The following is a 24,294-nucleotide window of genomic DNA, read 5'->3' as shown; positions in this document are numbered from 1 at the left end:
ATGGTCGCTGATTCGCCCGCACGCTAGCCCTTGCCGAAACATTCTGCAATACCTTGCAAACACTGCGGCAATACGGCAGCAATCTTGCAGAACGCGGCATGACCGATGGCCCGGGCGGCGACCGGTGACCCGGCCGGTGGGTCAGAGACCGGAGCAGGGCACCCCGTCGACGGTGCACCGCGACGGCCGGATGCTGCCGCCGGTGTTCTCGAAGTGGAACCGCAACGGCACCGAGGCGCCGGGTCCGACGTTCACCCCGCTGGTGTACGTGAACACCCCGCCGGACATCCGGGGGGTGCCCTGCGGGGCACCCTCGACCCACGAGGTGACCAGCCGGCTGCCCGGCGGCGGCACCAACCGCACCGTCCACGGCCGGGACACCCGGTCGCGGTTGTAGAGCAGCACCTCACCGATGAACGCCTCGTTGTTCCAGCTGTCCCGCACGCTGAACCGGCCGCTCACCGGCGACGACGGCGTGGCCGGCGGCGGAGGTGGCGGTGGCTGCGTGGTCGGCCGGGGCTGCCCGCCGGCCGGCTCGCCTGGCGGTGGCACGACCCCGCCGGCCGGCGGCTCGGGCACGTCGTCACCGGCCGACGGCCCGCCCGGGACGACCACCACGGGCACCTCGACCGGGGGCGGATCGGTACGGCGGGGCGTCAGCCCGGGGACGACCGGCTCAGGGAGGTTCGCCGCCACCCGGGCCGGGTTGGTCGCCCCCGATCCGGGCAGCGAGTAGGTCGGCAGCGGATCGGCCGGCCGGGCCTCGAACGCCGGCCCCCGGCTGCGGTACGACGCCAACGCGACGATCAGGAGCACCACCATCACCAGCACACCGGTGGCGACCACGACCCATGGCGACGACGCCAGCGCACCCGCTCCGTGTGCCCGCGGTTGCGCGCGACGCATGCCGGACATGACCCTCCCTGGTCGGCCCCGTCCGAGAAGAGTAACGATTCAGGCGATTGTCGGAAAGTGCCCAACGTCCGGAGTTTGTCCTAACCGGACAGTTCGTTTGTCCCGTCAGCCGCGCACCCGCAGCGCGTCCACCTGGAAGTAGACCCCGCTGCGCTTGACCGCCCGGATGGTGTAGCGCCCGACCGGCAGGTCCTGCACGCTGAACACGGTCTGCTGCGGTTGGTAACGCTGCGCCCGCGCGCTCACCCGCTGCTGCTTCACCGGTCGCCCACCGGAGTCGACGATCCACACGTCGGCGTCACCGTACTCGGGGTCGCGCGACGTGATGTAGTCCAGGCCGGTGCCGGTGAACGTGAAGCTGAACGAGTCCCCGTCATGGATGGTGTAGTGCACGTCGTCGCGGTGGTCGCCGAACGGCCGGTTCCGCGAGACCGCCCACCGCCCCCGGTAGGTGATGCCCGGGGCGTCGTCGTTGAGCAGCGTGGCCGGCGACGGCGGGAGGGCCAGGGGCGACGGCGACACGGACGCCGACGGGCTGGCCGACCGGGACGCGGCGGGCGTCCGGACTATCGCCGGTGGGGCCACGCCGGTCCCGCCGCCGGTGGCCCGCCGGGTGGGGGTGGGCGACGGTGAGGCCGACGCCGACGCCGACTCGGTCACCGCCGGCACCCCGGGCACCATCACGGCCTCGCTGCGTGACCCGGCATCGTGCGTGGCGTAACGATCGTGGCCCAGCACCGCCACCAACGCCTTGACCAGCAGCAGGAGCAGCACGATCACCCCGATCGAGGCGAGCAGCCAGGGCGTCGCGGCGACCGCCTGGGGCAGTCGGGACGTCCACCGCGTCCCACGCGTGCCAGGCATGGCCCTCCTCGGTCGACCCTGTACGCAGAGATTAGCGACCGTCCGGTAGGGATGATCACCGGGGGCGTGGCAGGGGGCGGCCGAACGGTCAGCCCGTCCGGACGACGGTGCAGATCGCCGGGCCGTCCTCGGTGCCGCGCAGCAGGTAGCGGTAGCGTTCCCCGGGCACCGCCCGGCCCTGGCTGTCCAGGAACTCCCAGCGCACGGCAACCATGGTCAGCAGGGCGGACACCGGTTCCACCTCCTCGATCAGCGCGTGCGCCGCGACCAGTTCCCGTTCCCGGTAGTCGGGCGCGGCACCCACGAAGGACAGCGCGACCGCCGCCATCGTGCTGAACGAGAAACTGTAGGTGTCGGCGACCACCAGCCCCGGCAGGGCGTAGCAGCCGGCGATGGCGGGCACGTCGCCGGTGGTGAGCGCCACCCCGTACCGGTCGAAGAAGTCGCTCAACGTGTCGAGGTCGGTGGAAGCTCTCACGGCGTCACCAATTGCCGTCCCCGGCCACCGGCAAACCTCACCGGGGCGGGATACGCACCTCGATCTCCGCGCCCAGCCGCGCGTCGCCGGCCAGGTCCAGGTCGTCGCCGCTCCAGAACCGACCCGGGTCGTACCAGTTGGGCCGCCGGCCGGCCGGCAGCAGGCCCATCGCCTCGTAGGTCACCGCCACCACCTCGGCGCAGTACGCGGTCTCCAGCGCACGGTCCCCGTCCGCCCGACCGGCCGGCTCGTCGTCCCGGTCCCGCCGGCCCGGCAAGGGCAGCGGCAGCGGCAGGCGCAGCTGGGGCACCCGGCCCCGGGCCCACCGCCAGGCCAGCTGGGCGGTGGACGGGAACGGGGTGCCGTCGAGCCGGGCCACCGTCCGCAGCACCGCCTGCTCCATCGTCGGACCGGCCGACGGTTCGAGCTGACGCAGCCAGGCCCGCTGGCCGTACCGGTTGGCCCAGACGCAGACCGCGTCCCGCAGGTCGTGCAGTTGGACGCCGCGGTGGTGGGTGCCGGTCCACATGTCCCGCAGCGACCGGCCCAGTTCGGCGTGCCACATCAGCGGGGGCATGTCGTCCAGCACCACCGCCATGCCGACGTGGTTGACGGGACTGTTGGTGGTGAACTGGATGGCCCGGTCCGGCACGCTGCGCCCCCGGAACACCCAGACGTCACCGGTGCGGGTCAGGTCGACGGCCTCGTCCAGGCTGATGCTCATGAGCGTCTACCCTAGGCCGATGCGGCAACGGATGCAGTGGTGGAAGGTCCTCGGCCTGGCGGGTCTCGCGGGGGTCGCCGCGACCGGGGTGGTCGTCGCCCGGGCCGAGCGGCGGCGTCGCGCGTACACCCCGGAGGAGATCCGGGACCGGCTGCGGGAGCGGCACGCCCAGGCCGCGACGTCCGGCGACGAGCCGGCCTGACCTACCCGCGGCCGACCGCCGACGGTCGACCACCGGCGGGGTCCACGGTGGCCCCGAGGGGCGGCCGGACGGGCCGCCGACGGCTAGGCTCCCCGGCATGGACGACGCGGTCGAGCAGCAGCCCTTCGTGTTGGCACCGCCCGCCGCGCCGGTGGAGCGGCACGGCCAGGTCGACCTGCACCTGCCGGCCGGCCCCGGCCCGCACCCCGTGGTGGTCGTGGTGCACGGCGCCCCCCTTCCACCGGGCGCGCCGGACCCCCGGGACTGGCTGCTCTACCGGGGATACGGGGCGCTCCTCGCCGAGCAGGGCCTGGTCGCCGCCGTCATCAGCTACCGGGTGACCGACCTCGCCGGGCTGCCCGCCACCGCCGACGAGATCGCCGGCCTGGTCGAGTCCGTCCGGGCCGATCCCCGGGTCGACCCGCAGCGGGTGGTGCTCTGGTTCTTCTCCGGCGGGAGCCTGCTGTCGGCCGACTGGCTGCGCGCCGCACCGGACTGGGTGCGGGGGATCGCGTTGACCTATCCGCTGCTCGTCCCGCTGCCCGGCTGGGAGGTGCCGGCACGGTTCCTGCCGATCGACGCCCTCGGTGCCGGCTCGACGACGCCGGTGGTGCTGACCCGGGCCGGGCAGGACAAGCTCCCCGGCCTGCTGGCCGGCATCGCGGCGTTCCTCGACGCCGCCGCCCGGGTCGGTCAACAGGTGCGCCTGGTGGAGGTGCCGGACGGCCAGCACGCCTTCGACATCCTGGACCACACCGAGCGGTCCCGCGACGCCGTCCGGGCGGCCCGGGACGCGGTGGTCGACCTGATCCGCGCCGACTGAACCAGGTCGACCGCCCACCGCGCCGGGTCCGGTGCCGGGCCGGATGTCCGGTTCGGGGCGGGAGGTCCCGCACCGGACAGACCCGTTCGTCCCCGATCGTCCCGTGGCCGGGGCCACCCGCACGGCGGAATCGCTGCCGGGGGCGGGGCGTTGTACCTGGCATACCACCGCCACTCCCCCGCCCCCGGGGGGACGGCCCCGGAACCCCGATCGCGGAATGCGGTCGCCACCGGGTCGGTTGACAATCCCCGGACGCCCGAGCAGGTCCCAGTGATCGCCCGGCGATCCCCTGGACTTCCGGCGACGCCCCACCCCCGGTGGGCGTGCGTCACACCCCCGATGCAGAGGAGCACGCGACCATGCGTACCGATCTGATCCGCAGGACCGCCCTGACCGCTGCCGGCCTCGCCTTCACCACCGGCGCCATCGCCGGCCCGCTGACCGCCGCCTACGCCGCCGAGGCCCGCACCGGCGCACCCGCCTCGGTGCAGGCCGAGCGCCGGCCCGCCGGTGAGCGTGAGCTGACGATGGACTACCAGGCGCAGCCGAACTTCTACTACTGCGGCCCCGCCGCGACCCGCAACGCCCTGTCCGTCCAGGGCAAGAAGATCGACGTCGACGCCATGGCCAAGGAGATGCGCACCACCGAGGCCGGCACCGACAGCATCAACGACATCACCCCCGTGCTGAACAAGGAGACCGGCCGCAAGGTGTACGAGAGCACCGAGATCCGCAGCGCCAAGGCCGACGACAGGCAGACCGACGAACTGCGCGCCGACATCGTGCGTGCCGTCGACGACGGCCGGGCCGTGGTGGCCAACATCGCCGGCACCGCCGTGGACACCGACGGCAACACCCACTCCTTCGAGGGTGGCCACTACATCAGCGTCATCGGCTACCGCGACGGTGGGAAGACCGTAACCATCGGTGACTCGGCCAACCCGGACACCGCGTCCTACCGGATGAGCGTGGACAACCTCGCCGACTGGATCGCCACCCGCGGCTACTCGTCCTGACCCCGTACACCGATCGGGCCGCCCCCACCCGGGGGCGGCCCGATCGTCGTCGGCACCCGCGCGGTTAGCGGTCGGTGCCGGCCGCCACCGGTTCGGCCTCGTCGGTGGTCGTCGTCGACTCCAGCCGGCGGGCGCGGCGGCGCAGCCACCAGGTGCTGGCCACCCCGCCGAGCACGGCCAGGACCAGACCGGCCCAGGAGATGTCCTTGAGCCAGTGCTCGGCTGCCCGGCCCAGGGTGTAGAGCAGGTAGGTCGTGCCGAAGGCCCAGACCAGGCCGCCGGCCGCGTTGGCCACCAGGAACCGCCGGTACGGCACGTGCAGCGCGCCGGCCAGCGGCCCGGCCAGAATGCGCAGCAGGGCGACGAACCGGCCGAAGAACACCGCCCAGACGCCGTGCCGGGCGAAGCTCTGCTCGGCGCGGGCGAGTTGTGCGGGCCCCAGGTGCTTCGGGAAGCGCCGACCCAGCCGGGCCAGCAGCGGACGACCGCCCCGGCGACCCACCGCGTAGCCGACGGAGTCGCCGACGATCGCGCCGAACGCCGCCGCGGTGGCGACCCAGTGCGGCTCGACCACCCCGGTCGCCGCCAGCAGGGCTGCGCTGACCAGCACGATCTCGCCCGGCAACGGGACACCCATGCTCTCGACGCCGATCACCCCGGCGACGATCAGGTAGACCACCCCCGGGGGAAGTGCCACGAGCCAGTGCTGAACGTCGACCACTGCCGCACCCCTTCCGACCCGACCTCGAACCCTACCCGCGCCGGATGGCCGGGCGGTCCCCCGGAAAAGGCGGTGCGGTGCGGTCAGCGGGGTGCGAGCAGGCCCCGGGCGGTCATGAAGGCGTGCAACGTCGCGGCGTCCTCGGCGGACATCAGCCAGCGGGGGATCACCGTCGCCGGCATCCGGCCGACGTACACGATCCAGAAGTCGCCGGCCTCCCGCACCTGGGCCACCCCGTCCCAGGCGATGCCGCCGGACTCCGAGCCGCTGCGCATCATGATGTTGTCGTCGGTGATGTCGTAGCCGCCCTCGACCGCGTAGTCGTCGGAACGGCGGCGGGCCCGCCAACGCACCCAGGGCGCGTAGAGCATCGACAGCAGCCCGCCCACGAGCAGCACCAGCCACAGCGACGAGAACCGGCCGCCCCCGGAGACGAGCAGGCCGGCCGCCCCGGCCGCCGTCAGCGCCGCGCCGATGAGGGTGAACCGGCGCAGCCGGACGCTGCTGAGCGCGGCGGCCACCCGGCCCGGGTAGGCGGGGTCGGCGGGTACGTCGAAACGGATGTGCACGGCGGAAACGATAGTGCGGCGCGACGGCGGTGGCTCAGTCGAGGCAGAACTCGTTGCCCTCGACATCCTGCATCACCAGGCACGACTCGTTGTGCCCGTCGGCGGTCAGCAGGCGTACCCGGGTCGCGCCGAGGGCGACCAGCCGGGCGCACTCCGCCTCCAGCGCGGCCAACCGCTGTTCACCGACCAGGCCGGTGCCGACCCGCACGTCGAGGTGCAGCCGGTTCTTGACCACCTTGCCCTCGGGCACCCGCTGGAAGAACAGGCGTGGGCCCGCGCCGGTGGGGTCGACGCAGGCGAAGGCGGAGCCCTGCCGCTCGGGCGGCAGGGCACTGTCGAACGCGCCCCAGTCGGCGAACCCCGGCGGGGGTGGGGGGACCACGTAACCGAGCACCGCGCACCAGAAGCGGGCGACCCGCTCGGGCTGCGCGCAGTCGAAGGTGATCTGGACCTGCCTGACCGACACCATCGGCACACCGTAGTGGCCGGGTCCGACACGGTGGCGCTCAGCGACCGGGGGCCGCCTGACGCGCCGTCCGGTCGGGCAGCGGGGCGACGAACTCCAGCCGGTTGCCGTGCGGGTCGGCGGTGTGGAAGCGGCGCATCCCGGGCAGTTCGTCGTCACCCCAGGTGACCGGGTGGCCGGCGCGGGCCAATCGGTCGGCGAGCGCGTCGAGGTCGGGACGCAGCAGGGCGGGGTGCGCCTTGCGGGCCGGCCGGAAGTCGACCTCGACGCCGAGGTGCAGTTCGGCGTCGTACCCGGTGAACCAGCAGCCGCCACGGGCGGCGAGGGCCGGCGGTTTGGGTTTCTCGGTCAGACCGAGGATGCCCACGTAGAAGGCCCGGGAGGAATCCTCGGAACCGGGCGGACAGGCGAGCAACACATGATGGATCATGGTGGCACCTCCTCGTCCCGAACCCTGGCACGAGGTTGCACGGATAGCAAGACGGACGTACGGTTTTGTTGGAAGACGACGAATCGGCAGTAAGTGTCACCTAACCTGGGCGGCCCTCCGCCCGGTGCGACAGACTGCTCAGGACTACTCACGGTCGCTGGTGTGAAGGAGTACGACGTGGCGAGCCTCGACACCTTCGGTGCGAAGACCCAGCTACGCGTCGGAGACGCGAGCTACGAGATTTTCAGGATCAGCCAGGTGCCGGGGCACGACAGACTGCCCTACAGCTTGAAGATCCTGCTGGAGAACCTGCTGCGGACCGAGGACGGCGCGAACATCACCGCCGACCACATCTCCCAGCTCGGCTCCTGGGACCCCACCGCCGACCCGAGCGTGGAAATCCAGTTCACCCCGGCGCGGGTGCTGATGCAGGACTTCACCGGCGTACCCTGCGTGGTCGACCTGGCCACCATGCGTGAGGCGGTCCGTGAACTCGGCGGCGACGCCACCAAGGTCAACCCGCTGGCCCCGGCCGAGCTGGTCATCGACCACTCGGTCATCGCCGACCTGTTCGGCCGGGAGGACGCCTTCGCCCGCAACGTCGAGCTGGAGTACGAGCGCAACAGGGAGCGCTACCAGTTCCTGCGCTGGGGCCAGACCGCGTTCAACGAGTTCAAGGTCGTCCCGCCCGGCACCGGCATCGTGCACCAGGTCAACATCGAGTACCTGGCCCGGACGATCATGGAGCGCAACGGCCAGGCCTACCCGGACACCGTCGTCGGCACCGACTCGCACACCACCATGGTCAACGGCCTGGGCGTGCTGGGCTGGGGCGTCGGCGGCATCGAGGCCGAGGCCGCGATGCTCGGCCAGCCGGTCAGCATGCTCATCCCCCGGGTCGTCGGCTTCAAGCTGTCCGGCGAGATGCCGGCCGGCACCACCGCCACCGACCTGGTGCTCACCATCACCGAGATGCTGCGCAAGCACGGCGTGGTCGGCAAGTTCGTCGAGTTCTACGGCCCCGGCGTCAGCGCCGTGCCACTGGCCAACCGGGCCACCATCGGCAACATGTCCCCCGAGTACGGCTCCACCGTCGCGATCTTCCCGATCGACGCCGAGACCGTCCGCTACCTGGAGCTGACCGGCCGGGACGCGTCCCAGGTGGCGCTGGTCGAGGCGTACGCCAAGGAGCAGGGGCTCTGGCACGACCCGGACCACGAGCCGGCGTACTCCGAGCGCCTGGAGCTGGACCTGGGCACCATCGAGCCGTCCCTGGCCGGGCCCAAGCGCCCGCAGGACCGGGTGCCGCTCGGGGCCGCCAAGACGCTGTTCCGCTCGGCGCTGACCGACTACGTCGCCGACGACTCCGCCGGCGAGCGCGACCTCAAGCCCGGCGTCGCCCGCGAGCAGCTGCCCCGGGGCGCGAACGGCCCGGCCGACCAGGCCAGCGCCGAGTCGTTCCCGGCCAGCGACCCGCCGGCCAACGACTTCAGCGACCCCGCCGACGAGCCGCGCGACCTGGACACCGCCGCCGTCGGCGCCGGGGGCCGGGCCAGCAACCCGGTCCGGGTCACCGGCAGCGACGGCGTGGAGTACGAGCTGGACCACGGCGCGGTGGTCATCGCCGCGATCACCTCCTGCACCAACACCTCCAACCCGCAGGTGATGATCGGTGCCGCGCTGCTGGCCCGCAACGCCGTCGACAAGGGCCTGAGCCGCAAGCCGTGGGTCAAGACCACGCTCGCGCCCGGCTCCAAGGTCGTCATGGACTACTACGAGCGGGCCGGCCTCACGCCCTACCTCGACAAGCTCGGCTTCAACCTGGTCGGCTACGGCTGCACCACCTGCATCGGCAACTCCGGCCCGCTGCCGGAGGAGGTCTCCGCCGCCGTCAACTCCGGCGACCTGGCCGTCGTGTCGGTGCTGTCCGGCAACCGGAACTTCGAGGGCCGGATCAACCCGGACGTCAAGATGAACTACCTGGCGTCTCCGCCGCTGGTGGTGGCGTACGCGCTGGCCGGCACGATGGACATCGACCTGGCCAACGAGCCGCTCGGCGAGGACACCGAGGGCAACCCGGTGTTCCTGCGCGACATCTGGCCCAACACCGCCGAGATCCAGGACGTCATCGCCCAGGCGATCGGCGCGACCGGGTTCAGCGCCGCGTACGCCGACGTGTTCGCCGGGGACGAGCGCTGGCAGTCGCTGCCCACCCCGACCGGCGACACGTTCGCCTGGGCCGACGACTCCACCTACGTGCGCAAGCCCCCGTACTTCGAGGGCATGCGGCAGGAGCCGAGCCCGGTGGTCGACATCGCCGACGCCCGGGTGCTGGCCAAGCTGGGCGACTCGGTGACCACCGACCACATCTCCCCGGCCGGCGCGATCAAGGCCGACTCCCCCGCCGGCCGGTACCTCGCCGAGCACGGCGTGCCGCGCCACGAGTTCAACTCGTACGGCTCGCGCCGGGGCAACCACGAGGTGATGATCCGGGGCACCTTCGCCAACATCCGGCTGCGTAACCAGCTGGTCCCCGGCGTGGAGGGTGGCTTCACCGTCAACCACCTCACCGGCGAGCAGACCACCATCTACGACGCCTCCACCGCCTACCAGGAGGCCGGCGTGCCGCTGGTCATCCTCGCCGGCAAGGAGTACGGCTCCGGCTCGTCGCGGGACTGGGCGGCCAAGGGCACCATGCTGCTCGGCGTCCGGGCGGTCATCGCCGAGTCCTACGAGCGGATCCACCGGTCCAACCTGATCGGGATGGGTGTGCTGCCGTTGCAGTTCCCGGTGGACACCACCGCCGAGTCGCTCGGCCTCACCGGCACGGAGACCTTCTCCATCACCGGAGTGACCGCGCTCAACGACGGCGACACCCCGCGTACGGTGCGGGTCAGCACCGACACCGGGGTGGAGTTCGACGCGGTGGTCCGAATCGACACCCCGGGCGAGGCGGACTACTACCGCCACGGCGGCATCCTCCAGTACGTGCTGCGCCGCATGATCGCCCGCTGACGTCCGGCACGTACGGCACGGGCCCCCTCCGGTCGCGGAGGGGGCCCGTCGCGTCGGCGCGCGGTGCGGTCGTGCTCAGCGGCCACCCGCCCGCCGGCGGGCCTCGCGGGTCTTCATCGCGTGCTCCAGCAGAGTGATCAGCACGGTGCGGCCGGACTCCCGCTGCCGGGCGTCGCAGAGCAGCAACGGCACCTCCGGGTCCAGGTCCAGCGCCACGCGGATCTCGTCGAGGCCGAACCGGCGCGCGCCCTCGAAGCAGTTCACCGCCACCACGAACGGGGTGCCCCGCCCCTCGAAGTAGTCGATGGACGGGAAGCAGTCGGCCAACCGCCTGGTGTCGGCCAGCACCACCGCGCCCAGCGCCCCCACCGCCAACTCGTCCCACAGGAACCAGAACCGGTCCTGCCCGGGGGTGCCGAAGACGTAGAGCACCAGGTCGTTGCTGATGGTGATCCGGCCGAAGTCCATCGCCACCGTGGTGGTGCTCTTACGTTCCACACCGGACAGGTCGTCGACGCCGATCCCGGTCTCGGTCAGCACCTCCTCGGTCCGCAGTGGACGGCTCTCGCTGACCGCCCCGACCAGCGTCGTCTTACCGGCCCCGAAACCGCCCGCCACCAGAACCTTGAGCGCGGTGGGCAGCACCCGCGCCCCCGCCGGACGTTCAGAGTGCCCGTAGTCCATTGATCACCGCCTCGTAGATGCTCTCGTCGTTGACACCGGCCGGCTCCCGGGGTTCCTGTACCCGGACCAGGTCCCGCGCCACCAGGTCACCGAGGAGCACCCGTACGGTGCCCACCGGCAGGTCCAGTCGGGCGGCGACCTCGGCCACCGACTGCACGCGTTGGGTCAGCGCCACGATCGCCACGTGCTCCGGGCCCAGCCCGGCCTCCTCGACCGCATTCGTCCGGGTCGCCGTGACCAGCGAGATCAGGTCGAACGAGCCGGTCACCGGGCGGGCCCGACCCCGGGTGACCGCGTACGGGCGGACCACCGGGCCCGCGTGGTCGTCGACCCACTGTTCGTCCGCGGGGTCGCCGTCACCGGCCATCGCGGTCAGTTCCCACCGGACGGCTGATCGATGCCCCGGGCCGGCGACGCCACGTACTTGCCCACCCGGGCGACGAGCATCGCCATCTCGTACGCGATCAGGCCGACGTCGGCGTCCGTTCCGGCCAGCACCGCCAGGCACGCGTTCGGCCCGGCCGCGGTGACGAACAGGAACGAGGACTCCATCTCGATGATGGTCTGCTGGACCTGCCCGCCGCCGAACCGTTTCCCGGCACCCCGGGCCAGGCTCTGGATGCCGGCGGCCATCGCGGCGAGGTGTTCGCCGTCGTCCCGCCCCATCCCCTCGGACGCGGCCATCAGCAGGCCGTCCGTGGAAAGCGCGACGGCGTGCTCGGCCTGCTTGACCCGGCTGACCAGATCGTCGAGCAACCACGTCAGGTCGGCACCGGATGCCGTCGTCTGGCCCACTCGTCGTCCTCTTCCCCGGCGCGTACGCCGTGCTCGTTGCCGTCCCGTGCCCGTTGCCGTCCCGTCGGCGGTGTCGCAGCCGTCGCGACGCCGTCAGCCCGCCGGGTTGTCCGCGTCGTCCGGCCGCTCGCCGGAACGGGTGCCCTCCGACAGCCGGGCCGCGTCGCTGCGGCCGCGTCGGGTACCCGACTGGTAGGCGCTCATCAGTTGGCGTACCTGCTCGGGGGCGCGCCGCGGGGCACCCGCGGCCGCGGTCTCCCCGGTGCCCGGGGCGGCCCGCAGCTCGGGTGCCAGGCTCGCCTGACGCACCCGCACCGGCAGGCCCGCGTCGGTCACCGGCCCCTCCACAGTAGGCGACGGCGGGTCGACGCCGTCGTCCGCCGTCCGCCCGTCCCCGGTCGCCCGGTCGGCCGGGTCGGGACTGCCCGACCGGTCCGTGGCCGGCCCGGTGCCGACCGGCCCGGCAGCCGCCGGGACGGGTCCGGGGGCCGCCGTCCACGGGTCGCCGGGTCGGGCCGGGCCGGTGGCCGCAGGGTCCGAGGTGGACGGTCGGACGCCGGTGATCGGCAGGCCGGTCGGGACGGTCGGCCCGTGCAGCGCGTCACTGACCGGCGGCGGCGCGGAGGTCGGGCCGTCCGGCTGACGCGGCGGCCGCTTGCGGGAGCGGGCCGGCAGCCCGGCCGGGGTCAGCGCGCCCGACGGCGGGACAGCCCACGGGGCCGTCGACGACGTGGTCCCGCCGGCCGGTGACGGAACCTCCACGCCCGGCGACGCGGTGACCGGCGCTGCTACGGTGACCGGCGACGGGGTGACCGGCGACGGGGCCTCACCGGCCGACGGGGCGGCGGGGGTGGCCGGGCCGGCGGCGAGGACCGGCTGGGCACCGGACGGGCTCGGATCACCGGGCACGACCAGCTCCGACGGGATCAGCACCACGGCGGTCGTGCCCCCGTACGCGGACTCCTTGAGCTGCACCTTCACCCCGTGCCGCTCGGTCAGCCGGCTCACCACGTACAGGCCGAGGCGGGCGGCGTCGGCCAGGTTCAACTCGGAACGGTCGCCGATCCGGCGGTTCGCCGCGGCCAGTTCCTCACCGGTCAGCCCCAGGCCACGGTCCTCGATCTCGATGGCGTACCCGGCGGTCACGAGTTGACCCCGCACCTCCACCGTGGTGGTCGGCGGCGAGAAGGACAGTCCGTTCTCGATCAGCTCGGCGAGCAGGTGGATCACGTCACCGACCGCCCGGCCGGCGAGCGCGACCGGCCCGAGCGGCAGCACGTCCACCCGGGTGTAGTCCTCGACCTCGGCGACCGCGCCACGCACCACGTCCACCATGGGCACGTTGCGCCGCCACGCCCGGCCCGGGGTGGCGCCGGAGAGCACGATCAGGTTCTCCGCGTTGCGTCGCATCCGGGTGGCCAGATGGTCCACCCGGAACAGGTCTTCAAGCTCCCCGGCGTCGTGTTCGCGCCGTTCCATCGCGTCGAGCAGGGTGAGCTGGCGGTGCACCAGCGCCTGGGTGCGCCGGGCCAGGCTGAGGAACACCCCGCGTACGTTGCGCCGCAGCTCGGCCTGCTCCACGGCCGTCCGGACGGCGGTCTCCTGCACGGCGTTGAACGCCCGCCCGAGCTGGCCGATCTCGTCGTCGCCGAAGTCCAGGGGTGGGGCCTCGCGGGCCACGTCGACGTCCTCGCCACGGCCGAGCCGGTCCACCACCCCGGGCAGCCGCTCGTGGGCCAGCCGCAGCGCGGCGTCCCGTAGCCGGGCCACCTGGCGGACCAGGTGCCGGGCGGTGCTGATCGACACCACGATGGAGGCGATCACGGCGATCAGGCCGAGGCCGGCGGCGAGCACCAGCCGGACGATGACGCCCACCGCGACCGGAGTGGCCTGGTCGATCAACGCGTCGCCGATGATCACCCCGAAGTCGACCTGGGCCTGCATCGCCGGCCCGACGGTCGACTGCCACTCCTGCGCGGTCAACGGCAGGGTGCTCCCCGACCGGGACTGCTGGATCACCCGGTCCTCCAGGACCCGGAACCGGGTCACCGCGTCGGAGCCGGCGAGCTGGTCGTAGCGGACCCGGTCGGCCGGGGACAGTTCGCCGGCCGCCTCCGCGGTCTGGTAGCGCTGGGCGCCGACCAGTTGGGCGAAGCGGGCGTACTCGTCGCCGGTCATCCGGCCCGCCGCGAGTACCCCGGTGATCAGCGCGTCCTGCTGGGAGATCAGCTCCCGCACCTGGTAGAGGTCGACCAGGGTCTCGCTCTCCGCGGCGATCCGCGGGTCGTCGAGCTGGCCGAGCGAGCCGTACATCCGCAGCACCGCGGCGAGGATGGCGGTGTACGCGGCCGACGCCTCGACCCGGTTCACCCCGGCGTCGCGCACCGACTCCCGGACGCCGGTGAGGCCACTGAGCCCGGTCAGCACCTCGTCCACCCGGCGGCGGGTGTCCTCCCCGGTGGCCAGTTCGGCCTGCCAACTGCCCACCGACGTGCCGAAGTCCTCCGACACCCGGTCGGTGCGCTGCCACTGGGCGGTCAGCGCGTCGAGCTGCGGCTGGCCGCGTTCGCCCAGGTAGGCGTTGGCGAGCCGACGCTCGTCCTGCAACGCGGTGAGCAACGACTGGCCCGGGTCGGCCACCCGGCTGTTGAGCGTCTGGACGAACAGCAGGGTGAAGCCGTCACGGACGGTCACCCAGGCCGCGAAGGACCAGAGCGCGACGAGCGAGGTGAGCAGGGCGACGATTTTGGTACGCAGACGCGTGCTGCCGGAACCCATCACACCGCCCCCGGGCCGGACCGTGGCCGCCGGACGCCCGACGCGTCACGACACACCTGAACCCGGCGCACGCTAGCAGTCGGCACCACCATCGCTCAAGCCATGCTGATCATGGAGGCGGGGCCGGTGCCGCAGGTCGGAGGCGATGGTGACCACCATGGATGGTACCGACCGACGGTGGGGGCGGGTCCGCCGGCACAACGGACGGGTCGGTCGCCGCTGCGGCCGGCCCCGATCGCGGGCGCGACCGACCCCGCTGTGCCAGGCTCAGGGGCATGGACGACAAGAGCATCCTGCACCGGATCTCGGAACTGGTCGACGAGGAGCACCGGCTCCGGTCGGCGGCCCAGGCCCACGAATCCGGCACCGACGACGAGGCCAAGGAACAACTGCGCGCGCTGGAGGAGTCCCTGGACCAGTGCTGGGACCTGCTGCGTCGCCGCCGGGCGGCCCGGGAGGCGCACGGCGACCCGGAGGCGCAGGGCGCCCGACCGGTGTCGGAGGTCGAGCGTTACCTCCAGTGAACGCCCGACGCCCCGGACGGCCGGCAGCCGCCCGGGGCGTCGCCGCGTCAGCGCACCCCCGCCTCCCGCAGCAGCAGCCCGGTGAGGGTGGCCGGGTCGGTGTCGGCGGCGGGGAGCCCCCGGGCGGTGAACCAGGTGGCCATCACCCGCACGTCGCGGGCGAGGAACTCCGGCCCCTGCGGGTTGGCCACCACGTCGACCACCTGCGGGAGATCGATCATGACGAGCCGCCCCGCGTGCACCAGCAGGTTGTACGGCGACAGGTCGCCGTGGGCGTAGCCGGCCCGGGCCAGCACCACCAGGGCGTCCACCAGTTGCTCCCACAGGGAGCGCAGCGGGGCCGGGTCGGGGCGCAGCTGGGCCAGCCGGGGCGCGGCGGTCCCCTCGTCGGGGTCGCCGACGAACTCCAGCATCAGCTCGGTGCCGAGCAGCTGCACCGGGTACGGCACGGCGATCCGTCCGGATTCCGCCCCGATCTCCCAGAGCCGGGACAGCGCGGCGAACTCGGCCGCCGCCCACTGTCCGGCGATCATCTGCCGGCCGAACGCCGTCCGGCCGGCCATCGCCCGGTTCTCCCGGGACCGGCGCACCCGGCGTCCCTCCAGGTAGCCGGCGTCGCGGTGGAAGAGCCGGTGCTGGGCGTCGCGGTACCGCTTGGCGGCCAGCAGGCAGGACCGGTCGGTGTCGGGCACCGCCCGGCGGACGAGGTGGACGTCCGCCTCCTTGCCGGTCTTGAGCACGCCGAGGTCGGTGTCCCGGGCGGCCAGCTCGGTGACCAGCCACCGCGGGTGCGGCTCGGGTCCGTGCACGGCCTGGTCCCAGGAGGACCAGTCGTCCTCCGGCTCGGGTCCGGGTTGGTCCTCGGGTGCGGTACGGGCCGGCTGCTGGCCGTACGTCAGGAAGGGTGTCTCGTCGTCGTCGAAGCGGCTCCTGCCGCGGCCACGGCGCAGCGGCGCCGGGAGGTCGTGTTCGCGCACGGTGCTGGTGATCCCTTGATCGAGGCTGATGGAGGCAGGTGGTACGACCCTGCGAAGACGGCCATGACCGACCCCCCTTCCTCGACCGGGCCCCGCCCGGCTGCGCGTGCGCGCCGGCCCATGCTGGCCGACGCCCCGCGCGGGACACAACCGATTTACCCGCCGGCGAGCACCACCGAGACGGCCGCGATCAACGAGTCGACGGTACGGGTCGGGGCGAACCGGGTGTCGGTCCAGCTGCGGCCCCGGTGCAGCCAGACGCTGGGCAGGCCGACCGCGGCGGCCCCGCCGATGTCCGCCTCCGGGCTGTCCCCCACCACCCACGCGCCGCGCAGCGGCAGCCGGGCCCGCTGGGCGGCCAGCGCGAAGATCCGGGGGTTGGGCTTGCTGACGCCGGCCTCCTCGGAGATCACCCAGTCGGCGACGTAACGGTCCAGGCCGGTCTGCCGGATCTTGGCGTCCTCCAGCCGGACGGAGCCGTTGGTGACCACCACCGGCAGCCACCCGGCGTCGTCGGCGATCCGCAGCGCGCAGGCGACCAGCGGGTCCAGCCGGGTATAGCCGACCACCCCGTCGTGCAGCTCCTCGACCAGGTCGATGGAGGGGATACGCAGCGCGTACCGGTCCCGGATGGCGTCGGCGATGTCCCACCTGTCGGTCAGCCCGTCGGCGTCGATGGACAGCAGCCAGTCGATGTCGGTGGCCGGCGCACCGATCTCGGCCAGGAAACCCTCGGCCCAGGCGCGGAACGGCCCGGCCCGGTCGAGCAGGGTGTTGTCCAGGTCGAGCAGGAGCAACGGCACTGAGGCACCTTACGGGAGAGGGGACCGCCGCCGACAGGGTCGAGCCGCCCCTCGTCGACCGTCGGGCAGCCGGGGGCGGGCGGGGGCGGTGCACGGGTGGGGGGAGGTGACCGGGGCTGTCGCCACCTGCCGATCCTAACCGGACGCGCGTCCGGCAGGCCGAGGTGACGGATCAATAGCAAGCCGTACGTACGGTTTGCCTTGCGCACGGTCACCTGGGACGATCAACCCGTGCCCAGAGTAAGTCAGGACCAGCTCGACGCGCGCCGCCAGGAGATCCTCGGCGCGGCCCGGGCCTGTTTCGCCAGGCACGGCTACGAGGGCGCCACCGTGCGCCGGCTGGAGGAGGCCACCGGGCTGTCCCGGGGCGCCATCTTCCACCACTTCCGCGACAAGGACTCCCTCTTCCTCGCCGTCGCCGAGGACGACGCCGCCGTGATGGTCTCCACGGTGGCCCGCAACGGCCTCGTCCAGGTGATGCGGGACCTGCTGGCCCGCGCGGTCTCCCCGGACACCACCGGCTGGCTGGGCAGCCAACTGGAGGTGTCCCGCCGGCTACGCACCGACCCGGCGTTCGCCAGCCGGTGGGCGCAACGGTCGGCCGCCATCGCCGAGGCGACCCGGGACCGGCTCGTGCGGCAACGCGAGGCCGGGGTGCTCCGCGAGGACATCGACATCGACGTGCTGGCCCAGTTCCTGGAGCTGGCGTACGACGGGCTGGTGCTGCACCTGGCGATGGGCCGGCCCGCCGGCGATCTCGGTCCCGTGCTGGACCTGGTCGAGGAGGCCGTCCGCCGCCGCTGACCTTGCCCGTGGCCCGGCAGGTCTCGGCTCGGTAACTCACCCACCGCCGCCGTGCCGGCGTGGCGGGGCTGTCCCACAATGGGGCCGCGATCCCCCCTCGCGCGACAGGAGCAGCCCATGAACACCCTTGCCGCAGCGGGCGACACCTGGGGCATCCCCGGCCCGCTATTCCTGAAGCTCTACCTTCTGGTGGCCGTCGTCGCCGTGGTCGGCGTACTGGTGCACCGGCGGCGCACGACCGCCGGCCCCGACGCGACCGGTGCCGAACAGCTCGGTCCGCAGCAGGTCGCCTACCTCAACGGCGGCGACCAGCTCGCCATCTGGGCGGCGCTGGGTGGGCTGCGTGGCGCCGGCGCGATCGACGTCAAGTCGAACGGCCGGTTGGTCGCCACCGAGTCGGCACCCAGCGGGCTCACTCCGCTCGACCACGCGATCCGGCACGCCGCCCGCCGGTCGGTCGCCGCCCGCGAGCTGCGCCGCAACGGCGGGGTGACCCGCGCCCTGGAGGAGCTGCGGCAGGGGTTGGAGCAGCGCGGCCTGCTGATCGACGCCGACGGGGTACGGGCCCTGCGGCGGGGACGGAACCTGCTGCTGGTGCTGCTGGCCCTGGGCGTGGTGCGGCTGGCCTCCGGCCTGATCAACGGCCGGCCGGTCGGCTGGCTGCTGCTCGCCCTGGCCGGACTCGGGGTGGCGTTCGCCCTGGTGGCCCGTACGCCCCGACGGACCAGGACGGCGAACGTGATGATGGGCCGCCTGCGCAGCGACAACCACCACCTCGCCCCCGACGCCTCCCCGGCCTACGCGACCTACGGTCCGGCCGGCGCGGCGATGGGGGTGGCCCTGTTCGGCACCGTCTCCCTCTACGCGCTCGACCCTGGCTTCGCCGCGCAGGCGGAGATCCAGCGGCAGGCGTTGAACGCGAGCAGCGGCAGTGGCTACACCGGTTCCACGGGCGTCACGTGCGGCGGCAGCACATCGTCCTGTAGCAGCGGCTCGTCGTGCGGCGGCGGCAGTTCCTGCGGCGGTGGCGGGTGCGGCGGATGACCCGGCCGCAGGGGGTGGGCATCGGCTGGCGGCCGGAGATCGCCGGTTTCGTCGGCGCGCTGCCCGGCCTGCGCTTCGTCGAGGTGGTGGCGGAGTCGCTCGCCCCCGACGCCCCCCTCCCACCGGGGCTGGCCGCGCTGCGGGGGCGCGACGTCACCGTGGTACCGCACGGGGTGCGGCTCTCCCTCGGCGGCGCGGAGCCCGTCGACCCGGCCCGGGTGACGCACCTGGCCCGGGTCGCCGAACTCGTCGACGCGCCGCTGGTCAGCGAGCACATCGCGTTCGTCCGGGCCGGTGGGCTGGAGGCCGGGCACCTGCTGCCGCTGCCCCGCACCCGGGAGGCGGTGGCGGCGGTGACGGCGAACGTCCGCCGGGCCCGGGCGGAGCTGCCGGTGCCGCTGGCGTTGGAGCCGATCGCCGCGCTGTTCGACTGGCCCGACGACGAGCTGGACGAGGCGGACTTCCTCACCGAGATCCTCGACGCCACCGACGCCGAGCTGCTGCTCGACGTGGCCAACGTCTATGCCAACGCCCGCAACCGGGGCCAGGACCCGCAGGCCCTGCTGGACCGGCTGCCGCTGGAACGGATCGCCTACGTGCACGTGGCCGGCGGGGCCGAGCACGGCGGGCTCTACCACGACACGCACACCGATCCGGTGCCCACCGAGGTGCTGGAGCTGGTCGGCGCGCTCTGCGCCGGCCGCCGCCCGCCCGCGCTGCTGCTGGAACGCGACGGCCACTACCCGGCCGCCGACGTGCTGCGGGCCGAACTGGACGCCCTCGCCTCCGTCGCCGGCCACCCGGTCGTCACGTGAGCGCCGCGCCCGCCGCCGAGCCTGGCCCGACCGGCCCCACCGCGCCGACAGGGCTGGCCGCCCGACAGGCCGCGCTGGTCGCCGCCCTGGTCGCGGGGGCCCCGCTACCGGCCGGCTTCGCCGCCGACCGGGTCGACGCCGCCCGGCGGGCACTGCTGCGCAAGCGGGCCGGTGAGGTCGCCCGGCACTGGCCGCTGCTCGCCGCCGGCCTCGGCGACGCCTGGCCGGCCACCTTCGCCGGCTGGGCGGCCGGCCGGCCCACCGCCGGCTCGCTGCGCGACGGCTGGGACCTCGCCCGCGCGCTGCGCGACCGGGGCACGCTCCCCCCGCTCGGCGAGCAGGAACTGGCGGCCCGCGAGGCCGCCCACCGCTACGACGGCCGGCACCCGCCGCGCCGCCGCCGGTTGCCGGCCCTGGCCCGCAGCGGCGACGCCGTCGCCCTCCAGCTCGCCGGCCGGGTACGCCTGCTGCGCCCCACCTCCCGCTGACCACCGGGCCGCCGCGCCGCCCCCCGCCGGATACGGCAGGATCGGTGGCATGGATCTCGGACTCACCGATCGGGTGTACGTGTTGACCGGCGCGTCCCGGGGGCTCGGCTTCGCGACCGCACGGTGCCTGGTCGCCGACGGGGCGCGGGTGGTCCTGTCGGCCCGGACGCCGGAGCGGGTAGCCGGGGCGGTCGACCTGCTGGGTGGACCCGGGCACGCCATCGGCCTCGTCGCCGACCTGGCCGACCCGAGTCTGCCCGAGCGGCTGGTGATCGCCGCGCGGGAACACTTCGGCCGGCTCGACGGCGCGCTCGTCTCGGTGGGTGGGCCGCCCGCCGGCACGGCCGCGCAGGTCAGCGACGCGCAGTGGCGGGAGTCCTTCGAGACGGTGTTCCTGGGCACCGTGCGCACGGCCCGGACGGTGGCCGCCGCGCTCACCGACGGCGGTGCGATCGGGCTGGTGCTGTCCACCTCGGCCCGGACCCCGATCACCGGCCTCGGCATCTCCAACGGGCTGCGACCCGGCCTCGCCGGGGTGGCCAAGGACCTGGCCGACGAGCACGGCCCGCGCGGCGTACGGGTGCTGGGCCTGCTGCCCGGTCGCTTCCTGACCGACCGTAACCGGGAACTGCTCGGCGACGACGAGACGGCCCGCGCCGCCGCCGAGGCGGGCATCCCGCTGCGCCGCATCGGCGATCCGGCCGAGTTCGGGCGGGTCGCCGCGTTCCTGCTCTCCCCCGCCGCCGGCTACGTCACCGGGGTCAGCGTGCCGGTCGACGGCGGCGCGCTGCGCAGCCTGTGACCCCGCGCCGCCGCTCAGCGGGGGCGGCTGGTGGTCACGGGGGGAGACCAGCACCGCCCAGCCCCGCCGCCGGCCCGACCCGGCCGGGCACGCCCCAGATCCGGCGGCCGGACCGGGCGGAGCTGGCCGCGGCGGCGGACCGCACCATCCCCGACGTGATCGGTCCCGGGCTGACGGTGCTCTTCGTCGGGATCAACCCGGGCCTGTGGTCGGCGGCCACCGGATGGCACTTCGCCCGGCCGGGCAACCGGTTCTGGCCGGCCCTGCACCGGGGTGGCTTCACCCCACGCCAACTGCACCCCAGTGAGCAGGACACGCTGCCCGGCTACGGCCTGGGCATCACCAATATGGTGGCGCGGGCCAGTGCCCGGGCCGACGAGCTGACCCCGGCGGAGCTGGTGGCGGGCGCGCGGACGCTGGTCGACAAGGTGACCCGGTACCGGCCGGCCTGGGTGGCCGTGGTCGGGGTGACCGCGTACCGGATCGGATTCGCCAGGCCCCGGGCGGGCTTCGGCCCGCAGCCGGAACCGCTGGCCGGCGCGCGGCTGTGGGTGCTGCCCAACCCGAGCGGCCTGAACGCCCACTTCACCCCGCAGACCCTGGGGGCCGCCTTCGGCGAGCTGCACACGGCGGTGACCGGCCTCCCGCCGTCCCCCGCCGGCTGACCGCCGTCGCGCCGGGCACTCACGGTACGTCGCGTCGCGCGTTCACGATGTGTCGTGTAAATGCCGACATTAAGGCAATGAATTGTGCACGACGGATCGCGTCACCATTGACACAGATTTATTTCGAGCGTGCTTTCGAGTTCACGTTGGTCTAACATTGGCCACGCAATCGGCAACACGCCGATAACGCATTTCCCCTCGTCTCGGGAGCAGTTATGCCACAAGTCCGTTCTTCCCGCTTCATCCGCCTGCTCGCCGCCGGTGCCGCCGGGGCCGCCGTGGTGGCCGCGTTGCCCGCGGTCAGCGCCCAGGCGGGCACCGCACCGATCAACGTCTCGGTCAAGGGTGGCTACAACAACAGCCAGTCCCTCGGCACCGCCACCGGAACCGTCACCGGGACGGGCAGCAACCAGGCGAGCTACTCGGTGACGCTGTGCGGGCAGAGCACCTACCCGAGTGCCCGGGTGGTCATCCAGGGCGGCACCGCCACCGCCGCGCACACCGTCTACTACCAGAACTGCGAGACCTTCACCGGCGACCTCGTCTCCGCCTACGGATTTACCAGCATCGAGGTCACGGTGTCCGGTTCCACCTTCTACCCGGGCAACCAGTACACGACGTACACGAGGGCCCGCACGATCTACTTCTGAGTTGCACGCGCGACATGACGAAACGGGCACCGAATTGACGACCACCGGCTCAGCCAGCCGGTGAACCGCACTCCGACGCCCGGCGTGGGAACCGCGTCAGAATAGGGACCGGGTCGGGGCCGCTCCCCCTCGGCCCGGTCCCGTACCGCCGCCGGCAGCACGCCGCCGCCCGGCGCACCCGCCACCCGACGGTCCGCACGGACACCGCCGACCGCCCCCGACCGGGGACGTCAGTTGGCCACGGCCGGGGGTCGCGCTTCCTGGGCGACATAGGTGCCCATCGGCACGGTGGTGACGATCGGCTCGGCCGGCTCGGCGGCTTCCGGGTACGGCGTGGGCGACTCGGCGACCGCGAACTGGGTGCGGTACAGCTCGGCGTAGAGCCCACCCACCGCGACCAGCTCGTCGTGCCGGCCCCGCTCGACGATCCGGCCGTCGTCGAGGACGAGGATCTGGTCGGCGTCGCGGACCGTGGAGAGCCGGTGCGCGATCACCAGCGCCGTCCGCCCGGTCAGCGCCACGGCCAGCGCCCGCTGCACCGCCGCCTCGCTCTCCGAGTCGAGGTGGGCGGTGGCCTCGTCGAGGATCACGATCGACGGGGCCTTGAGCAGCAGCCGGGCGATGGCGATGCGTTGCTTCTCCCCGCCGGAGAAGCGGTAGCCGCGCTCACCGACGGTCGTCTCCAACCCGTCGGGCAGGGCACGCACCAGGTCGGCCACCTGGGCGCCGGCCAGTGCCGCCCAGATCTCGTCGTCGGTGGCGTCCGGCTTGGCGTACCGCAGGTTCTCGGCGATCGTCTCGTGGAACAGGTGGGAGTCCTGGGTGACCACGCCGATCTCGTCGCGCAGCGAGGCGAGGGTGGCGTCCCGGACGTCGACCCCGCCGACCCGCACCTCGCCGTCGGTGACGTCGTAGATCCGGGAGATCAGCATGGACAGGGTCGACTTGCCGGCCCCCGACGGCCCGACCAGGGCCACCATCTGCCCCGCCTCGACCCGGAACGACACCCCCTTGAGCACCGGCTCGCCGACCGTCCGGTCGAGGGTGGCGACCTCCTCCAGCGAGGCCAACGAGACGTCGGCGGCGGCCGGGTAGCGGAACCGGACGTCGCGGAACTCGACCCGCCCGGCACCCCTGGGTACCGGCACCGCGTCGGGCTTCTCCTCGATGCCGGGACGCAGGTCGAGCACCTCGAAGACCCGGTCGAACGAGACCAGCGCGCTCATCACGTCGACCCGGACGTTGGACAGCGCGGTCAGCGGGCCGTAGAGGCGGGTCAGCAGCAGGGCGAGCGTGACCACGGTGCCGGCGCTGACCGCGCCGTTGACCGCCAGCCAACCGCCGAGGCCGTAGGTGAGCGCCTGGGCCAGCGAGGCGACCAGCAGCATCGCCACGAAGAAGGTGCGCGAGTACATCGCCGACTGGATGCCGATGTCGCGCACCCGCTCGGCCCGCGCGGCGAACCGGCCGGCCTCCACGTCGGGCGAGCCGAACAGCTTGACCAGCAGCGCCCCGGCCACCCCGAACCGCTCGGTCATGGTGGCGTTCATCTTGGCGTCGAGGTTGTACGACTCCCTGGTGATCTCGGCCAGCCGCCGGCCCACCCGCCGGGCCGGGATCACGAAGATCGGCAGCAGGATCAGCGAGAGCGTGGTGATCTGCCAGGAGAGGGTGAACATCACCCCGGCGGTGAGCACCAGCTGGATGACGTTGCTGACCACCCCGGACAGGGTGGAGGTGAACGCCCGCTGGGCGCCCATCACGTCGTTGTTGAGCCGGCTGACCAGGGCCCCGGTCTGGGTACGGGTGAAGAACTGCAACGGCATCCGCTGCACGTGGTCGTAGACCTTCGTACGCAGGTCGAGGATGATGCCCTCGCCGATGCGGGCCGAGTACCAGCGTTGGACGAGGGAGAGGACCGCGTCGGCGACGGCCAGCCCGCCGATGACGAGGGCGAGCCGCACGACCGTGGCACCGGCCTCCGGCCCGCCGCCGCTGATCGCATTGATCACGTGGCCGGCGAGCACCGGGGTGGCCACCCCGATCACGGCGGCGACCACCACGGTCACCAGGAAGACGACGATGTCCCGCCGGTAGGGATGGGCGAACGCCATGATCCGTTTGGCGGTGCCGCGCTTGAGCCGGTGGGAGGAGACCTCGTCGCCGTGGCGGATCGAGCGGAGCATGCTCCAGCCGGCCATGTTGCCGCCCGTCATCGGGTTGGACATCGGTCACCTCCGGG

The 24,294-nt window shown here is 73.4% G+C and carries 27 protein-coding genes; 12 read left to right on the top strand and 15 right to left on the bottom strand.

The window, feature by feature from the left end; translation table 11 throughout:
* Positions 1 to 141: 141 nt before the first annotated feature.
* The 4 genes from ACWCHM_RS06205 to ACWCHM_RS06190 form a co-directional block, all read right to left on the bottom strand.
* Positions 142 to 915, bottom strand: a complete 774-nt coding sequence (locus ACWCHM_RS06205) for a cellulose-binding protein (RefSeq protein ID WP_204959109.1) — start codon at positions 913 to 915, stop codon at positions 142 to 144.
* 105 nt (positions 916 to 1,020) lie between these two features.
* On the bottom strand, positions 1,021 to 1,779 hold the full coding sequence (locus tag ACWCHM_RS06200) for a hypothetical protein (RefSeq protein ID WP_281895868.1): 759 nt from the start codon (positions 1,777 to 1,779) through the stop codon (positions 1,021 to 1,023).
* Positions 1,780 to 1,867: 88 nt separating this feature from the next.
* Positions 1,868 to 2,257: a hypothetical protein gene (locus tag ACWCHM_RS06195; protein WP_204959111.1), complete on the bottom strand. Its 390-nt coding sequence runs from the start codon at positions 2,255 to 2,257 to the stop codon at positions 1,868 to 1,870.
* Positions 2,258 to 2,294: 37 nt separating this feature from the next.
* On the bottom strand, positions 2,295 to 2,981 hold the full coding sequence (locus ACWCHM_RS06190; RefSeq protein WP_281895864.1) for a hypothetical protein: 687 nt from the start codon (positions 2,979 to 2,981) through the stop codon (positions 2,295 to 2,297).
* On the opposite strand from ACWCHM_RS06190, the gene ACWCHM_RS06185 reads away from it, so the two are divergent.
* From ACWCHM_RS06185 to ACWCHM_RS06175, 3 genes are all read left to right on the top strand, one after another.
* A complete protein-coding gene (locus ACWCHM_RS06185; protein ID WP_454221714.1) occupies positions 2,980 to 3,183 on the top strand; it encodes a hypothetical protein in 204 nt (67 codons plus the stop codon). The two genes, ACWCHM_RS06190 and ACWCHM_RS06185, sit on opposite strands and share 2 nt — an antisense overlap.
* A 97-nt stretch (positions 3,184 to 3,280) precedes the next feature.
* Positions 3,281 to 4,006 carry an alpha/beta hydrolase gene (locus ACWCHM_RS06180; RefSeq protein WP_454221713.1) on the top strand — a complete coding sequence of 242 codons (726 nt, stop codon included), beginning with the start codon at positions 3,281 to 3,283 and terminating at the stop codon, positions 4,004 to 4,006.
* A gap of 359 nt (positions 4,007 to 4,365) precedes the next feature.
* Positions 4,366 to 5,022: a C39 family peptidase gene (locus ACWCHM_RS06175; protein WP_204959114.1), complete on the top strand. Its 657-nt coding sequence runs from the start codon at positions 4,366 to 4,368 to the stop codon at positions 5,020 to 5,022.
* A 64-nt stretch (positions 5,023 to 5,086) separates the two neighbouring features.
* On the opposite strand, the gene ACWCHM_RS06170 is transcribed toward ACWCHM_RS06175, so the two are convergent.
* From ACWCHM_RS06170 to ACWCHM_RS06155, 4 genes are all read right to left on the bottom strand, one after another.
* The gene (locus tag ACWCHM_RS06170; protein ID WP_281895856.1) at positions 5,087 to 5,719 is read right to left on the bottom strand and encodes a DedA family protein; all 633 of its coding nucleotides are present in this window, start codon (positions 5,717 to 5,719) and stop codon (positions 5,087 to 5,089) included.
* A gap of 107 nt (positions 5,720 to 5,826) precedes the next feature.
* Entirely contained in the window at positions 5,827 to 6,312 is a 486-nt protein-coding gene (locus ACWCHM_RS06165; RefSeq protein ID WP_454221712.1) for a YcxB family protein, read from the bottom strand.
* A 34-nt stretch (positions 6,313 to 6,346) separates the two neighbouring features.
* Complete coding sequence (locus tag ACWCHM_RS06160) at positions 6,347 to 6,781, bottom strand: VOC family protein (RefSeq protein WP_454221710.1); 435 nt, start codon at positions 6,779 to 6,781, stop codon at positions 6,347 to 6,349.
* Between the two features lie 37 nt (positions 6,782 to 6,818).
* Positions 6,819 to 7,208: a VOC family protein gene (locus tag ACWCHM_RS06155; RefSeq protein WP_421487853.1), complete on the bottom strand. Its 390-nt coding sequence runs from the start codon at positions 7,206 to 7,208 to the stop codon at positions 6,819 to 6,821.
* A gap of 162 nt (positions 7,209 to 7,370) precedes the next feature.
* On the opposite strand from ACWCHM_RS06155, the gene ACWCHM_RS06150 reads away from it, so the two are divergent.
* Positions 7,371 to 10,223, top strand: a complete 2,853-nt coding sequence (locus tag ACWCHM_RS06150; protein ID WP_454221709.1) for an aconitate hydratase — start codon at positions 7,371 to 7,373, stop codon at positions 10,221 to 10,223.
* A gap of 75 nt (positions 10,224 to 10,298) precedes the next feature.
* Here ACWCHM_RS06150 and ACWCHM_RS06145 read toward each other — a convergent pair whose 3' ends face one another.
* The 4 genes from ACWCHM_RS06145 to ACWCHM_RS06130 all read right to left on the bottom strand — a co-directional run bounded on the left by ACWCHM_RS06145 (position 10,299) and on the right by ACWCHM_RS06130 (position 14,480).
* Positions 10,299 to 10,907, bottom strand: coding sequence for a GTP-binding protein (locus ACWCHM_RS06145; RefSeq protein ID WP_454221708.1), 609 nt, complete (start codon positions 10,905 to 10,907; stop codon positions 10,299 to 10,301).
* Positions 10,888 to 11,274: a DUF742 domain-containing protein gene (locus tag ACWCHM_RS06140; protein WP_454221707.1), complete on the bottom strand. Its 387-nt coding sequence runs from the start codon at positions 11,272 to 11,274 to the stop codon at positions 10,888 to 10,890. The genes ACWCHM_RS06145 and ACWCHM_RS06140 overlap by 20 nt, the downstream gene beginning before the upstream one ends.
* Positions 11,275 to 11,279: 5 nt before the next feature.
* Entirely contained in the window at positions 11,280 to 11,702 is a 423-nt protein-coding gene (locus tag ACWCHM_RS06135) for a roadblock/LC7 domain-containing protein (protein ID WP_204959121.1), read from the bottom strand.
* Between the two features lie 93 nt (positions 11,703 to 11,795).
* Positions 11,796 to 14,480 (bottom strand): nitrate- and nitrite sensing domain-containing protein, encoded by a 2,685-nt coding sequence (locus tag ACWCHM_RS06130; protein ID WP_454221706.1) that lies wholly within the window; start codon positions 14,478 to 14,480, stop codon positions 11,796 to 11,798.
* A 275-nt stretch (positions 14,481 to 14,755) separates the two neighbouring features.
* Between ACWCHM_RS06130 and ACWCHM_RS06125 the strand changes: the two genes are divergently transcribed.
* Positions 14,756 to 15,004, top strand: coding sequence for a DUF2630 family protein (locus tag ACWCHM_RS06125; RefSeq protein WP_088645025.1), 249 nt, complete (start codon positions 14,756 to 14,758; stop codon positions 15,002 to 15,004).
* A gap of 47 nt (positions 15,005 to 15,051) precedes the next feature.
* On the opposite strand, the gene ACWCHM_RS06120 is transcribed toward ACWCHM_RS06125, so the two are convergent.
* Both ACWCHM_RS06120 and ACWCHM_RS06115 read right to left on the bottom strand, forming a co-directional pair.
* Positions 15,052 to 15,981: a serine protein kinase RIO gene (locus tag ACWCHM_RS06120; RefSeq protein WP_454221705.1), complete on the bottom strand. Its 930-nt coding sequence runs from the start codon at positions 15,979 to 15,981 to the stop codon at positions 15,052 to 15,054.
* Between the two features lie 155 nt (positions 15,982 to 16,136).
* On the bottom strand, positions 16,137 to 16,784 hold the full coding sequence (locus ACWCHM_RS06115) for an HAD family hydrolase (protein WP_204926116.1): 648 nt from the start codon (positions 16,782 to 16,784) through the stop codon (positions 16,137 to 16,139).
* A gap of 231 nt (positions 16,785 to 17,015) precedes the next feature.
* Between ACWCHM_RS06115 and ACWCHM_RS06110 the strand changes: the two genes are divergently transcribed.
* The 7 genes from ACWCHM_RS06110 (at position 17,016) to ACWCHM_RS06080 (ending at position 22,052) form a co-directional block, all read left to right on the top strand.
* The gene (locus tag ACWCHM_RS06110; protein WP_204959124.1) at positions 17,016 to 17,588 is read left to right on the top strand and encodes a TetR/AcrR family transcriptional regulator; all 573 of its coding nucleotides are present in this window, start codon (positions 17,016 to 17,018) and stop codon (positions 17,586 to 17,588) included.
* 117 nt (positions 17,589 to 17,705) lie between these two features.
* Entirely contained in the window at positions 17,706 to 18,632 is a 927-nt protein-coding gene (locus ACWCHM_RS06105) for a TIGR04222 domain-containing membrane protein (protein WP_454221703.1), read from the top strand.
* On the top strand, positions 18,629 to 19,447 hold the full coding sequence (locus ACWCHM_RS06100; protein WP_454221702.1) for a DUF692 domain-containing protein: 819 nt from the start codon (positions 18,629 to 18,631) through the stop codon (positions 19,445 to 19,447). Before ACWCHM_RS06105 ends, ACWCHM_RS06100 begins: the two co-directional genes overlap by 4 nt.
* Positions 19,444 to 19,935: a hypothetical protein gene (locus ACWCHM_RS06095; RefSeq protein ID WP_454221701.1), complete on the top strand. Its 492-nt coding sequence runs from the start codon at positions 19,444 to 19,446 to the stop codon at positions 19,933 to 19,935. Before ACWCHM_RS06100 ends, ACWCHM_RS06095 begins: the two co-directional genes overlap by 4 nt.
* 49 nt (positions 19,936 to 19,984) lie before the next feature.
* Positions 19,985 to 20,737 (top strand): SDR family oxidoreductase, encoded by a 753-nt coding sequence (locus ACWCHM_RS06090; protein WP_204959128.1) that lies wholly within the window; start codon positions 19,985 to 19,987, stop codon positions 20,735 to 20,737.
* Positions 20,738 to 20,835: 98 nt separating this feature from the next.
* Positions 20,836 to 21,402, top strand: coding sequence for a G/U mismatch-specific DNA glycosylase (gene mug, locus ACWCHM_RS06085; RefSeq protein ID WP_454223029.1), 567 nt, complete (start codon positions 20,836 to 20,838; stop codon positions 21,400 to 21,402).
* A 215-nt stretch (positions 21,403 to 21,617) separates the two neighbouring features.
* Positions 21,618 to 22,052, top strand: coding sequence for a hypothetical protein (locus ACWCHM_RS06080; protein WP_454221700.1), 435 nt, complete (start codon positions 21,618 to 21,620; stop codon positions 22,050 to 22,052).
* Between the two features lie 230 nt (positions 22,053 to 22,282).
* On the opposite strand, the gene ACWCHM_RS06075 is transcribed toward ACWCHM_RS06080, so the two are convergent.
* Positions 22,283 to 24,268, bottom strand: coding sequence for an ABC transporter ATP-binding protein (locus ACWCHM_RS06075; protein WP_454223028.1), 1,986 nt, complete (start codon positions 24,266 to 24,268; stop codon positions 22,283 to 22,285).
* Positions 24,269 to 24,294 lie beyond the last annotated feature (26 nt).

This window comes from Micromonospora sp. SCSIO 07396 (assembly GCF_053667945.1).
This window is presented reverse-complemented; position numbering and strand designations above follow the sequence as displayed.